Source organism: Actinomyces denticolens (genome assembly GCF_002072185.1).
Lineage (GTDB): Bacteria > Actinomycetota > Actinomycetes > Actinomycetales > Actinomycetaceae > Actinomyces > Actinomyces denticolens.
In genome coordinates, this window is record NZ_MVIW01000008.1 from 54,041 (window position 1) to 67,357 (window position 13,317).

At 73.6% G+C, this 13,317-nt stretch carries 13 protein-coding genes; 7 read left to right on the top strand and 6 right to left on the bottom strand.

From position 1 onward, the window contains the following. Positions 1-32 precede the first annotated feature (32 nt). The gene (locus B1H55_RS03635; RefSeq protein WP_077239860.1) at positions 33-755 is read left to right on the top strand and encodes a peptidyl-tRNA hydrolase; all 723 of its coding nucleotides are present in this window, start codon (positions 33-35) and stop codon (positions 753-755) included. Positions 756-841: 86 nt separating this feature from the next. On the opposite strand, the gene B1H55_RS03640 is transcribed toward B1H55_RS03635, so the two are convergent. From B1H55_RS03640 to B1H55_RS03655, 4 genes are all read right to left on the bottom strand, one after another. Further along, a complete protein-coding gene (locus B1H55_RS03640; protein ID WP_080461581.1) occupies positions 842-1,447 on the bottom strand; it encodes a GtrA family protein in 606 nt (201 codons plus the stop codon). A gap of 210 nt (positions 1,448-1,657) precedes the next feature. Continuing rightward, the gene (locus tag B1H55_RS03645; protein WP_077239848.1) at positions 1,658-2,740 is read right to left on the bottom strand and encodes a LacI family DNA-binding transcriptional regulator; all 1,083 of its coding nucleotides are present in this window, start codon (positions 2,738-2,740) and stop codon (positions 1,658-1,660) included. A gap of 85 nt (positions 2,741-2,825) precedes the next feature. Next, positions 2,826-4,145 (bottom strand): anaerobic C4-dicarboxylate transporter family protein, encoded by a 1,320-nt coding sequence (locus B1H55_RS03650; RefSeq protein WP_080461582.1) that lies wholly within the window; start codon positions 4,143-4,145, stop codon positions 2,826-2,828. Between the two features lie 76 nt (positions 4,146-4,221). Further along, a complete protein-coding gene (locus tag B1H55_RS03655) occupies positions 4,222-5,166 on the bottom strand; it encodes a dihydrodipicolinate synthase family protein (protein WP_077240175.1) in 945 nt (314 codons plus the stop codon). 248 nt (positions 5,167-5,414) lie between these two features. Between B1H55_RS03655 and B1H55_RS03660 the strand changes: the two genes are divergently transcribed. Further along, positions 5,415-6,785, top strand: coding sequence for a M18 family aminopeptidase (locus B1H55_RS03660; RefSeq protein WP_096519509.1), 1,371 nt, complete (start codon positions 5,415-5,417; stop codon positions 6,783-6,785). Beyond that, positions 6,782-7,246, top strand: coding sequence for a YchJ family protein (locus tag B1H55_RS03665; protein WP_077240176.1), 465 nt, complete (start codon positions 6,782-6,784; stop codon positions 7,244-7,246). The genes B1H55_RS03660 and B1H55_RS03665 overlap by 4 nt, the downstream gene beginning before the upstream one ends. A gap of 81 nt (positions 7,247-7,327) precedes the next feature. Here the strand turns inward: B1H55_RS03665 and B1H55_RS03670 are convergent, their stop codons facing one another. Further along, positions 7,328-8,476 carry an NADH:flavin oxidoreductase/NADH oxidase gene (locus tag B1H55_RS03670; RefSeq protein ID WP_077240177.1) on the bottom strand — a complete coding sequence of 383 codons (1,149 nt, stop codon included), beginning with the start codon at positions 8,474-8,476 and terminating at the stop codon, positions 7,328-7,330. Between the two features lie 195 nt (positions 8,477-8,671). On the opposite strand from B1H55_RS03670, the gene B1H55_RS03675 reads away from it, so the two are divergent. After that, positions 8,672-9,616: a patatin-like phospholipase family protein gene (locus B1H55_RS03675; RefSeq protein ID WP_073453751.1), complete on the top strand. Its 945-nt coding sequence runs from the start codon at positions 8,672-8,674 to the stop codon at positions 9,614-9,616. A gap of 49 nt (positions 9,617-9,665) precedes the next feature. On the opposite strand, the gene B1H55_RS03680 is transcribed toward B1H55_RS03675, so the two are convergent. Further along, positions 9,666-10,235, bottom strand: coding sequence for an NUDIX hydrolase (locus tag B1H55_RS03680; protein WP_073453753.1), 570 nt, complete (start codon positions 10,233-10,235; stop codon positions 9,666-9,668). Positions 10,236-10,238: 3 nt separating this feature from the next. Between B1H55_RS03680 and B1H55_RS03685 the strand changes: the two genes are divergently transcribed. From B1H55_RS03685 to B1H55_RS03695, 3 genes are all read left to right on the top strand, one after another. Next, positions 10,239-11,273 (top strand): alpha/beta fold hydrolase, encoded by a 1,035-nt coding sequence (locus B1H55_RS03685; RefSeq protein WP_077240179.1) that lies wholly within the window; start codon positions 10,239-10,241, stop codon positions 11,271-11,273. A gap of 208 nt (positions 11,274-11,481) precedes the next feature. Next, a complete protein-coding gene (locus tag B1H55_RS03690; RefSeq protein ID WP_073453756.1) occupies positions 11,482-12,051 on the top strand; it encodes a biotin transporter BioY in 570 nt (189 codons plus the stop codon). A 153-nt stretch (positions 12,052-12,204) separates the two neighbouring features. Then, on the top strand, positions 12,205-13,212 hold the full coding sequence (locus B1H55_RS03695; RefSeq protein WP_073453758.1) for an LLM class flavin-dependent oxidoreductase: 1,008 nt from the start codon (positions 12,205-12,207) through the stop codon (positions 13,210-13,212). Positions 13,213-13,317: the final 105 nt, after the last annotated feature.

The following is a 13,317-nucleotide window of genomic DNA, read 5'->3' on the forward strand; positions in this document are numbered from 1 at the left end:
CCGGGCGCCCGGACCACGCCATCCCCTGGGCGATGCAGATCGCCGTCCGCTACGACAAGGTCGCCCCTCCGCGGTCGATCGACGTCGCCGAGGCCGCCGCCCGCGCCGTCGTCCACCTCCTGGCCGACCCCCGCAGCGCCCCCGGCGGGCCGTGGGCCGAGGCCGTCGACTACTGGCGCGACGGCCGCATCCGCAAGCTCGTGCGCCGCGCCCGGGGCAAGCGCTGGGAGGAGGTCCAGGAGCTCCCCGGCCTCACCGTGGAACAGGCCGGGCCACGGGGGTGGGGCAGTGCCGCCGCGCGGGCCTTCGTCCCCGGCCCCGTCCGGCCCCTGCCGGTGCCGCTGGCCAAGACCCAGGTGGAGGGCACCCACTTCCCCGACGGCGCCACCCTCCCGCCCCCGCCGGCGGCCGTGACCGCCGCCATTGGGAAGGACCCCGACAGTGCGCGGGACAGGATCTCCCTGGGGGCGGGATCGGCGTCATCGGGGGCGCTCGTGACCATCGAGGTGACGCCCCTGCACGCGATGACCTCCGGGAAGCTCTGCGCGCAGGCCGCCCACGCCGCCCAACTCGCCTGGGAGAGCACGGACATGCCCGCCCGGCTCCGCGAGGCCTGGGCGGCCGATGGTTTCCGAGTGCGCATCGAGCGCCCGGATCGCGCCGCCTGGGAGGCGGCGAGCAGGCCCGTGAGCGTCATTGATGCAGGGTTCACCGAGCTCGACGGCCCCACGGAGACCACGCGCGCCCACTGGTGAGCAGGGGCGTGCGAAGGGCGTGAGAGGGCGGCGGGCCGAGGATACCGGGACCGGGCTCGGGGCCCCGGTCGGCTCGGCTCCGTTGCTCAGGCCGAGGCGGGGGCCCTGTCGCGGGCCGAGTCGCGGAACACCCACAGGCGCACGAACACGTAGAGGTACAGGCCCTCGCAGCAGGCGGAGACGACCCGGGCCACCAGCGCGTTGACGCCGAACCAGTGCAGGAGGCTGGACAGCCCCAGGATGAAGATGACGTACTGGCTGATCAGACCGATGAAATAGCGGCCGCCCTGGAGCGCCAGGTGCTCATGGGACTGGAAGTTGAGCCAGCGGTTGAGCAGCAGCGAGTACACCCCGGCGATCGTGTAGCCCATCGTCACCGCCAGGGAGTACCACCAGTGCAGGTGGTTGTAGAACACGCTCAGGCAGGCGATGTCGAGCAGGAAGGCCGAGCCGTTGATGACCGCGTAGCCGATGAAGGTCTCCGGGATGAGGCGGCGCAGGCGCGTTGGGATCACGCGATGGACGGCCCCGGTGAAGCGGGCGAAGCGCTCGGGGGCGCGTGAGGCGCGAGCCGCGGGCGCGTCGTCGCGGGCCGCCTGACCGCCGAGGCGGGAGGCCGTCTCATGAGCGGCGCTCATCGCCCCCGTCAGCAAGGCGGCCTCGACGGCGGTCTCCGGCATCGTGCTCGGCATAGCGGTCCTTCCTCGCGCTCGCGTCCGGGCCCGCCAGTCGTGGCTCGCGGCGCCCTCCATGCCGCCCAGTCTCGCCCAGCCGCGCCTCCGCGACCAAGTCCTCCAGGTGGATAACAGGCGCCCTCCCCTCCGCCTACGGGATGAGGAACTCCGGCGCGCAGGTCGGGCGGCCCCCCGAGCCCACCTGGGAAGAAGACGAAGGCCCCGCTCTCAGCGCAGGGGCGCGGTGGAGCGGCGCGGGATGAGGGTCGGCTCGCTCACGCGCGTCACGGGCGGAACCGGGGTGAGCCCCCCGGTCGTCCCGGCCTGCCCTGCCGCGCCCGCCGCCTCCGGCGGGACCGCCGCCGCCCGCCCCTGGATCTGCGCGGTCAGCAGGTCCAGCGCGTCGGAGGCGATCCGCTCGAAGGGCACGCGCACGCTCGTCAGCGGGGTGCGCAGCTCGGCGGCCAGGGGCGTGTCGTTGTAGCCCACGACGCTCAGGTCCTCCGGCACGCGCCGCCCCGCGTCCTGGGCCGCGGCCAGGGTCCCGAGCGCCAGCTGGTCGTTGGCGGCGAAGACGGCCGTGATCCCCGGGCGGTCGGCGAGCAGGGCGGCCGCCGCCTCGCGCCCGGCGTGGGTGGAGAACAGGGAGTGCCGGACGAGCCCGGACGCCTCCTCGCCGCCGGTGGCGACTCCCGCCTCCGCGAGCGCCCTGCGGTACCCGGCCAGGCGCTGCATCGCCGTGGAGGTGAAGTCCGGGCCGGGCAGGATGGCGATCCTCCGGTGCCCCAGGTCCAGCAGGTGGCGCGTGGCCAGGTAGCCGCCGAGCTCGTCGTCGCACACGGCCGACGGCGAGAGGCCGTCGGTTCGCACGGCCAGCACATGCGGCACGCCACTGGCGCGCAGGCCCACCGGGACCTCGCCGCCCAGGCGGGCGGCGGCCAGCACCAGGCCGTCCACGCGCCGGGCCAGGAGGGCGTCGATGGCGCGGCGCTCGTCGTCGGCCTCATCGCCGCATACGGAGACCAGGGCGAACAGTCCGCGGTCGGCGGCCTGGCGGGACAGCGCCTCGAAGAGCAGCGCCATGACCGTGTCCGACAGGCGCGGCACCAGCACTCCCACCGTCCCCGTGTCCCCGCGCCGCAGTGCTGAGGCGGCCGCGTCCTTGCGGTAGCCCAGGCGCTCGGCGGCCTCGCGCACGCGCCCGGCGGTGGCGGTGCGCGAGACCGGCAGGCGGTCGTCCAGGACGCGCGAGGCCGTTGAGACGGACACCCCCGCGGCGGCCGCGACGTCCCTGAGCGTCACTGACTTCATGAGCGGGCCTCCTCGTGCCGATGACCCGTATCGTAGTGCGGTCCCGCCGCCACGGGCTCCTGAAGAGCCCGCCCGCTGCCGTCGGCTACACCACCACCGCCGCCAGCGCGAAGCCGAAGACCACGCTCAGGCCGGTGGCCATCAGGCCCGGGATGAGGAAGGGGTGGTCGAAGAACCTCTTGCCCAGGTGCGTGGAGCCGGTGTCGTCGAGCTCGACGGCGGCCAGGAGTGTCGGATAGGTGGGCAGGATGAACAGCGAGGAGGTCGCCGGGAAGCAGGCGACGACGGTCGCCGGGGCCACGCCGATCGCCAGGGCGGTGGGGAAGAGCGCCTTGGTGGAGGCCGCCTGCGAGTACAGCAGTGAGGAGGCCACGACGACGAGGATCGCGAAGAGCCAGGGTCGGCCTGCCAGCGCCTCGCCCAGGTGGGCCTGGATCCAGTCCTTGTTGGCGGTCATGAAGGTGGTCCCCAGCCAGGCCACGCCCAGGATGCAGGCGCAGGCGTTCATGCCGGTGCGGAAGATGGACGACGCTGGCACCTTGCGGGGGTCCGCCCCGCAGCCCACGAGGATCGCCCCGGCGGCCGCCAGCATGACGGAGATCCGGCACTGCCCGGCGTCCATGACGGGATCGGTGATGACCCCGACCTTCTCCGAGATGAGGATCGAGTAGGTCAGGACCGCGACGAGCGCGATCACGAAGATGATGACCGAGCGGCGCGCCCCGGGCGCCACGGGGCGCAGCTCGTGCTTGGCGGGGGCGATCTCCCCGGCGGCGAGTCGGCGCTGGTACTCGGGGACGGCGTCGAGCTTGTCGTAGCCGCGGGCGCGGTCCCAGATCATGAAGATGACAGCGGTGACCAGTGTTCCCAGGAAGGTCGCGGGGATCGACACGAGGATGAGGTCGATGAAGGTCCATCCCGTGCCGTCCTCCTCCAGCTTGCCGGACAGGAAGACGACGGCGGCGGAGATCGGCGAGGCGGTGATGCCCAGCAGGGAGCCGGCCCCGCCCACCGACAGGGAGCGCGTGGGTCGGATGTTGTTCTCCTTGGCGACCTCGACGATGACGGGCATGGTCGCGAAGGAGACCTGGCCTGTGGAGGCCGCGAAGGTGAGGAGGTAGGTGACCACCGGCGCCAGGACCGCCAGGTGCTTGGGGTGGGCGCGCAGGAGGCGGTCGGTGAGATTGACGAGGTAGTCGACGCCGCCGGCCACCTGCATGGCGGAGGCGGCGTAGATGACCACCATGATGAAGACGATGACCTGCATGGGCAGGTCGCCGGGGGTGGCGCCCAGGAGCCCCAGGACCAGGACCCCGGCACCGCCGGCGAAGGCGATGCCGATGCCGCCCAGGCGCGCGCCCAGGGCGATGAACAGCAGGAGGACGAGGAAATGGGCGAGGATCATGGTCGACTCCGTTGTCGCAGTGTGGTGGGGAGGGGCCGGGGCGGCGTCGGGAGCGCCACCCCGGCCCGTGCCCGTCTCAGGCGGGGATCCGGGCCTTGCCCAGGCCCGCGGCGGTCAGGGCCGCGGCGATCTCCTCGTGGGCGCCGTCGGCCAGGGGGCGCAGCGGGGAGCGGACGGTGGCGGTCTCCAGCACGCCGCGCGCCACCAGGGCCTCCTTGAGGGCGACGGTCCCCTCCATGTGGGAGCCGCGGTGGTAGACGGTCCTGGTGACCGGCATGAGCTGGTCGTGGACGGCGCGGGCGGCGTCGTAGTCGTGGGCCCGGCCCGCCTTGAACAGCTTGATGAGCAGCTCGGGGGCGATGTTGCCGTAGCCGACCAGGAGGCCGTCGACATCGAACATCGTGTGCAGCAGGTACTCGTCGTGGCAGCTCATGATGGTCAGGTCCGGGAAGGACTCGCGCAGGACGGGGATCTCGGTGTCCCAGCGCTTCATGTTGCGCACGCCGTTCTTCGTGTAGTGCACCCCCGGCAGGGCGGCGATCTCGAGCTGGGTGTCCAGGTCGTAGGAGCACTTGGTGACGTCCGGGTACTGGAAGAGGATCTCGTTGAGGCCGGTCTCCTCGTAGATGGCCCTGTAGCGGTCTTGCGGGGCGCCGGGCTGGAAGCCGAAGCGCAGCCAGCCGTGGGAGGGGTAGATGAGGCCCGCGGTGGCGCCGGCGTCGACGGCGCGCTGGGCCTCCTCGACCGCGACCTTCGTGCCCTCGCCGGTGATGCCGGCGACGACGGGGACGCGTCCGTCGGTGGAGGCGACGAAGGCCTCGATGACGGCGACCTGCTCGGACTGGGTGAGGAAGGTGCCCTCGCCGGCGTGGCCGAGGACCACCAGGGAGGTGACCTCGGGGAAGGAGCCGAGCCAGGAGCCCAGGCGCTTGATGGCGGGGAAGTCGATCTCGCCGTCGGGGGTGAAGGGCGTGACGGGGGCGGGGTTGAGCCCGCGGAGGTTGGGGACGGGGACGCTCATGATGCTGCTCCTTGTCATGTGTCGGGTTGGATCGGCGGGCGCCGCGGAACGGGCGCGGGAAGCGGTGCGCGGGCTGGGGCCGCAGGGCCGCCCCTGCCCGAGGATCGCTGAGCGCCTGCGAACGGGCTCGTCCATGAGGTAGTAACGTTCGCAGGAACGTTTGCAAGCATAGGAGGGACTGCTGTCCGTGTCGATAGGAACAAGGTCCTCATCTGCCTGAGAGCGTCCATCGGTGCGAGGATGCGGCCATGTCCGAGACCCTTGCACTGCCCGACTCCTCCGGATCCGCGGCCACCGCGCGCGGCGCGCTCCGCGACGCCGATGCCTACGCCCGCGAGCTCATGGACTACGTGGCCGCCTCCCCGAGCTCCTACCACGCCGCCGCCGAGGCCGCGCGGCGACTGGACGCCGTCGGGTTCACCGCCGTCGATGAGGCCTCCCCCTGGGGGATCAGCACACCCCAACGCGGCTACACCATCCGGGACGGCGCCATCGCCGCCTGGGTCCTGCCCGAGGCGGCCCGCGATGGCAGTGCCTTCCGGATCGTCGGCTCGCACACGGACTCCCCGGCCCTCAAGCTCAAGCCCGCCGCTCAGGCCACCCGCGACGGCTTCGCGCTCATCGGCGCCGAGGTCTACGGCGGGCCCCTGCTCAACTCCTTCCTCGACCGCGAGCTCGGCCTGGCCGGCCGCCTCGTCACTCGCGACGGCTCCAGCCACCTCGTGCGAACCGGCCCCATCGCCCGCGTCGCCCAGGTCGCCCCGCATCTCTACCGCAGCGTCAACGAGTCCCTCCACCTCGACCGCCAGGCCCACCTGGCCCCCATCTGGGCCCTGGGCGACGGGGTCGCCGCCGACGACGTCGAGGCCCACCTGTGCGAGATCGCCGGGATCGAGCGGGGCGACCTCGCCGGCCACGACATCCTCACCTACCCCACCGAGGCGCCTGCCCGATTCGGCCGCCACGCGGAGTTCATCGCCTCCTCACGGCTCGACAACCTCAGCTCCGTGATCGCGTCACTGGTAGCGCTCGAGTCCCTGTACTCGGGCGACGGCGGGCCGACCGCCGGCGTCGGGACGGTGTCGGGCGACGTCGTCGTCCTGATCGCCAACGACCATGAGGAGGTCGGCTCCGGCACCCGCTCCGGCGCGGCCGGCCCCTTCCTCGAGCAGGTCCTGCGCCGCCTGGCCGGGGCGCTGGGCATCACCGGCGACGCCCACGAGGCGATGCTCGCCCGCTCCACCTGCCTCAGCGCCGACGCCGCCCACTCCGTCCACCCCAACTACGGTCAGCTCCACGACCCCGTCGTGCGCCCCGTGCTCGGCGGCGGGCCCGTCCTCAAGATCAACGCCCAGCAGCGCTACGCCACCGACGCCACCGGCCAGGCCCTCTGGGAGCGCGTCTGCGCGGCCGCAGGCGCGCCCCACCAGGTCTTCGTGTCCAACAACGCCGTGCCCTGCGGGACAACCATCGGGCCGATCACCGCCCAGCGCCTCGGGATCACCACCGTCGACGTCGGCCAGCCGATCCTGTCCATGCACTCCCAGCGGGAGATGTGCGCCGTCGTCGACGGGCCGTGGCTGGCCCAGGCGCTCGCCGCCTACTGGGCCGGGGCATGAGCGGGGCGCCTCGCACCGACGCGGTGGGCGGCGCCTCCTCCGGCTCTCCTGTGCGCACCGCCGGAGTCCGGGCCGGTGATCCCTGCCCCTGCGGGAGCGGCGCGGTGTTCGGCGCGTGCTGCGAGCCGATCCACGACGGCGCCCCCGCACCCACCGCCGAGGCCCTCATGCGCTCGCGGTACTCGGCCTTCGTCGTCGGCGATGAGGACCACATCTTCCGCACCTGGCACCCGCGCACGCGCCCGCCCGGGCCGTACTGCCATCCCGGCACGGCCTGGCTGGGCCTGCGGATCGTGGAGACGGTCGGCGGGGGAGCGGCGGACGAGACCGGCATCGTGGAGTTCGTGGCCCGTTACCGGGCCTGGGACGGGCGCGGCGGGGTCGTCGAGGATGAGCTGGCCGAGCGCAGCCGCTTCGTCCGGCGCGCCGGGCGCTGGCTCTACGAGACCGCCCTCCTCTGATCGAGACCGGTCGAAAGCGGCGCCGAGACCGGTTCGGAGCATTGCCGTGCCCCTGCTGCGGGGCTCCGTCGGGGCCGGCCCTCACCGCCAGGCGCCGCGCCAGTACTGGACGGGCAGCCCCGCCTCGCGCCAGTCGTTGACGCCGAGCTCATGGGCCCAGCGCACGGGCAGGTAGGGGTCCCGCAGGGCCGGGCGCCCCACCGCGATCGCGTCGGCATCGCCCGCGGTCAGGATCGCCTCGGCCTGCGCGGCGGAGTCGATGATTCCCACTGCGGCGACGACGACGCCCTCGCCCGGCCCGCCGTGGGCGGCCGAGGCCGCCAGGGCGGCGCGCGCCTGCGCGGCGTAAGGCACCTGGTAGCCGGGGGCCACCGGCACCGTCCCGGGCACGTTGCCGCCGGTGGACACATGAATGGCGTCGACGCCGGCCGCGGCGAGATCGACCGCGAAGCGCGCGGTGTCCTCGCCCGTCAGCCCTCCCTCGGTCCAGTCGGTGACCGACAGGCGGATGCCGAGTGCCCGTGGGGAGGCGCCGTCCCGCACGGCGTCGTCGATGGCTCGGCGCACTGCGGCGACCACCCGGAGCGGGAAGCGACGGCGCCCCTCCTCATCGCCCCCGAAGGCGTCGGAGCGCGTGTTGGACAGGGGTGAGAGGAACTGGTGGACGAGGTAGCCGTGCGCGCCGTGGATCTCGATGAGGTCGTACCCGGCGTCGATCGCCCGGCGCGCGGCCTGGCCGAAGGCCTCCACGAGCCGCGCGATCCCGGCCTCGTCCAGCTCGCGCGGGACAGCGTGCCCCTCGCTCGGGTAGGGGATCGCGCTGGGCGCCACGAGGTCCCAGCCCTGAAGCGTTCCCGCGCGGGCGCCCGCCACGTCCGGCCGCCACGGGGGCGTGCCCGCCTTGCGGCCGCCGTGCCCGAGCTGCACCCCGGCCAGGGCGCCGCCGTCGTGGATCGCCGCCACGATGCGGCGATGCCCCTCGATCTGCGCGTCGTCCCACAGTCCCAGGTCGAACTCGGACAGGCGCCCCTCGGGGGTCACCGCCGTGGCCTCGACGATCACCGTTCCGAATCCGCCGACGGCGCGCGTCCCGTAGTGCAGGACGTGCCAGTCGGTGACGACGCCGTCGCGCTCCTGAACGCTGTACATGCACATGGGCGGCAGCCACAGGCGGTTTCGGGCGGTCAGCGGGCCGATCTGGAGGGGCGCGAGGAGATCCGGAGTGCTCATGCCGCGACGCTACGATCCTCCGAGGCCCAAGCGCAGGGGAAAGGCGCAGCGGAGAGCATTGTTCTCCTCTGGGGGAACATGGGAACAAGGATGTCCGGCAGTGCGCCGGACCGGTCTCGACGTCCGTATCGACCGGTTTCGATGACGTTTTCGACCGGTCTCGGCGAGGAGGGGCGGGAGGGGTAGCGTGAAGCCGTGACCTCGCGCAACCAGCAGCCCGGCTACTACCCCTACGGGCACCCCCTCCACGCCCCCGCTCCCGTGACCGCCCGGATCGACGACGTCGCCCTCGTCTTCGAGGGGGGCGGCATGCGCGGCGCCTACACCGGCGCCCTCGTGCGCGCCCTGCTGGAGGAGGGTCTGGAGTTCGGATGGGTGGGCGGCATCAGCGCCGGCGCGACGAACGCCGTCAACATGGTCACCCGCGACACCTGGCGGGCCCGCGAGGCCTACCTCGGCATGCCCCTGCTCGGCGACGCCGGTGGCTGGGGCAGCTTCGCCCGCGGCCGCGGCTACTTCAACTCCGATCGCATCTACCACCACACCTCCGCCGAGGACGAGGAGATGCCCGTCGACTGGCCGACCCTCGAGGCCTCCGACGTCGAGCTCGTCCTGGGCGCCTTCCGCTGCGACACCGGCGAGCAGGTCTACTTCCACCGCTCCGACATGCCCGCCCCCGCTGATCTCCTCGCCCGCGCCCAGGCCTCTGCGTCCATGCCGGTGCTCATGCCCGTGGTCGAGATCGACGGCGCCCCCTACCTCGACGGCGCTCTCGGTCCCACCGGGGGGTTCGCCACCGATGCCGCGCTCGCCGACGGCTACGAGCGCCTCCTCGTGATCTCCACCCGCCCCGCCGGCTACCGCAAGCCCGAGGAGAAGCGGCCCGAGGTCTACCGGCGGCTCCTGCGGCAGCACCCCGCGGCCGCCGAGGCACTCATCGAGCGCCCGCGCCACTACAACGCCGCCCTGGAGGACCTCGAGCGGCGCTGCGCCGAGGGCAGCGCCTACCTGTACCGCCCCGACCGCATGGACATCGCCAACGGAGAGCTGCGCTACGACCGCCTCACCACCGCCTTCGAGGCGGGACTCGTCCAGGCCCGGCGGGAGATGCCGGCGATCAGGGCCTTCCTCGGGATCTGAACCGGGACTGCCAGCGGCGCGCTGCCGGCTGTGCGCCTGCCGCGGCGCCTCAGTGCGGGCGCGCCACCCGGTAGTGCTCGATCCGCTCCCCGTCGAAGCCGAAGGGCAGGATCGCGGGCATGGGCGCACCGCCGTCGAGAGCCGTGGCGAGGCGCTCCAGGACGGCCCGCTCATGCGGCGGGACCGGCTCGGGAAGTCCCGCCAGGGCGAACCACTCCAGGCCCGCGCACTTCGAGCCCTCCATGATTCGCGGCTCGCCCGTCCAGGCGCGCGCGGTGAAGAAGAAGTCGACGCGCTGCTCCAGCGCCGCCCCGCCCACGTCGTTCGAGCGGTGCAGCGTGGTCAGCGGCTCGATCAGGCCCGGCTCGACGGCGATCCCGACCTCCTCGGAGGCCTCGCGCGCGGCCGTGCGGGTGACGGGCTCGCCGTCGTCCACATGCCCGGCCACCCCGCAGGCCCAGTGGCCGTCCATGTAGCCGGTGCCGCGCCGCAGCTGCAGGAGCACCCGCGTGCGGAGCGAGGGCGCCCCCCGGCCGGGCTCCTCGCGAACGAGGAGGAGGTAGGCGGCGGGGATCAGCGCGAAGGGTCGAGCGGACGGGGCGCAGGGGGGTACATTCACGGAATGACCATAAGCGAGACGCCCGAAGCGGGTTCGGGGCGGTCCTCCCAGGAGGCCGGGGTCGTGCATGAGGCCCAGGAGTGGATCGTCGCCGACGACGGCCGCCGCCTCGCCCTGCGCGTCTGGGCGCCCGCCGATGGCGCGGCCGATAAGGGCGGCGCGCCGAGGCCTCGCGCCGTCATCCAGCTCGTCCACGGCATGGGCGAGCACTCCGCCCGCTACGGGGCCTTCGCCCGCCGCGCCGTGGCCGCCGGCTACGCGGTGGTGGCCGACGATCATCGCGGGCACGGCCTGACGATCGCCTCCCCGGATGAGAGCGGCCATACCGCCGACGCCGACGGCGCTGAGAGGATCCTCGCCGATCTCGCCCAGGTGCGGGGCTGGATCGGGCGCACCTTCCCCGGGCTCCCGGTCATCCTCATGGGCCATTCCTGGGGCTCCATCCTGGCGCGGGTACTCGCCCCGCGGCTCGGCGCCGGCCCGGGGGCGGATCCCGCCACCGCCATCACCGGTCTCATCCTCGTGGGCACGACCGGGAGCGCCGGCATCCTCGGCGCCATCGGCCCCACCCTCACCCGGGCGCTGTGCCGGACGCGCGGGCCGCGCCGGCGCGAGAGGATCCTCGACACCCTCGTGCAGGGGCCCTACAGCAGGCCCTTCGCCCCGGGCCGCACCAGATACGACTGGCTCAGCCGGGACGAGGCGGTCGTGGACGCCTTCGTGGCCGACCCCCTGTGCGGATTCGACTACACCAACGCCTTCTACCGCGACCTCGTCGACATCGTGCGCATGGCCTCCAGCCGCGCCGTCTTCAACGCCGCGCCAGCAGGGCTGGCGATCCTCCTCCTGTCAGGGGGCCGGGACCCGGTGGGCGCGATGGGGAAGGGGCCGCGCTGGGTGGAGCGGCGCTACGCCAGGGCCGGGGCCTCCCCTATCGGCCTGCGGCTCTACCCGGGAGCGCGCCATGAGGCGCTCAATGAGACCAATCGCGACGAGGTGATGGCCGACATCCTGGGCTGGATCGCGCATATCGTCTGAGGACCGTCCCGGCGATGCCGGGTCGCCTTCGGCGCCGCCGGGGGCGTAACGGGGCGCCCGGGCGCGACAGCGGGCGCCGCCTTCCCCGTACTCGCGCTCGGGACCCTGATACCCCGCTCCTCTTGTGGGAATCGCACAAGGCGGAATGGGGTGAGGCTGCGCGGGTCCGGGGTATCCCGCTCAGAGAGCGCCCGCATACCGTGGGCCCATGATCAAGAAGACCTCGCCAGCGACCGGTGCGGCCGCTGCTGCGACCGCTGCTGCACCCTCATCCCGCTTGGCCCTCGCCGCGCGCGAGACCGCCCTCATCGGCCTCGGCGCAGCCGCCCTCGCCCTCATCGGCCAGATCTCGCTCCCGCTGCCCTTCACCCCGGTCCCGGTGACCCTGGGCTCCCTCGCCGCCCTCGGCGTCGGCGCGGTGCTCGGCGGCCGGCGCGGGATCGCCTCCTCCCTCCTGCTGGCCGCGTTGGCCGCCGTCGGCGCACCCGTCCTCGCCGGTTGGAGCGGCGGGGCGACCGCCTCCTTCGGCTATGTCCTCGGCTACGCCCTGGCCGCGGGGCTCGCCGGCCGCATCGCCCGCTCGGACGCCGGTCTCCCCGCCCGCTTCGCCCTCATGCTCATCGCCTCGAGCTCCGTGTTCGTCCCCGGGGTCGTCTGGCTCAAGATCGCCCTGGGGGTGGGATGGGGCAAGGCCATCGCCCTGGGCCTGACGCCGTTCCTCATCGGCGACGTCCTCAAGGCCGCCTTCATGACCGTGGTGACCGTCAAGCGCCGCTGAGCGCGGAGCCGACTCCGCGACCGGCCCGGGCGATCATCGCCCGGGCCGGTCGCGTGTCGGGCATTGGGGGGCGGGCCTGGGAGGATCGTGCGAGGTGACGCGGTGTGCCTTCTGGCCCACCTATTCGCCCGGCCGGGGCCATATCGTTCCGCCATGAGCGCCGACCTGTCCGTCCTCGATCCCGTCCCGTCCGCCCTCGGGCGCGACCGGGGCGCCGCCCTGGCCGAGATGTCCGAGCTGGCGCGCGCGGCGGACAGGGCCGGTTACGCCCGGTACTGGATCACCGAGTACCACGCCTCGCCCCTTCACCTGTCCTCGGCCACGCCGATCCTGCTGGGGCAGGTGCTCGCCGCGACCGAGCGGATCGGCGTGGCCAGCTGCTCGATGCTCCCCAATCACTCGCCCCTGGTCATCGCTGAGCAGTTCGGGACCCTTGCCACGATCCACCCCGGGCGGGTCGGGATCGGGCTGGGGCGCGCGCCCGGCACGGACACGATGACGGCGGAGGCGCTGCGGCGGGGCCCGGCGGGCCCCGCCGCCTTCGCAGTGGGCATCGCCGAACTCCTGGACTACCTGGGCCACGGCGAGCCGAGTGGGCCCGGGAGCGGGGTCCGGGCGGTCCCGGGGGAGGGGACCCGCCCGCCCGTCTGGGTGCTCGGCTCGTCGGTCAATGGCGCGAGGGTCGCCGGCGCACTCGGCCTGCCCTTCGTCGTCGCCTCGCATTTCGCCCCCTCGCAGGCCGAGGCGGCCGTGGCCACCTACCGCTCGGTCTTCGACGCCTCCGTCCCCACGGCCACCATCGAGATCCCGCGCGTCGCCGCGGCGGTGAACGCCGCCGTCGCGCCCAGCGAGGACGAGGCGCGCCGCCTGTTCTCCACCGCGATGGCCTCCGCCGCGCGCCTCGTGTCCGGCTGCGCGGGCCCGCTGGAGCCGCCACTGGATGATCCCGAGGACTGGCGGGCACTGGCGTCCGGGAGGGAGGGCGCCGTCGAGGAGGCGATGCGCCTGTCCTTCGTGGGGACGCCCGAGCGGGTGGCCGCAGGGCTGCGCGAGCTCGAGGAGCGCTGGGGCCTGGAGGAGATCCTCGTCCTGTCGCATATCCATGACGCCGCCGCCCGCCGCCGCTCCTACGAGCTCCTCGCCCCCGTCTGGCGCTCCTGACCCCAATCGCGAGACCGGTCGATATTGTCACCGAGACCGGTTCGCGAACCGGTCTCGGTGACAATATCGACCGGTCTCGCGATTGGGGGGAGGGGGAGGATATGC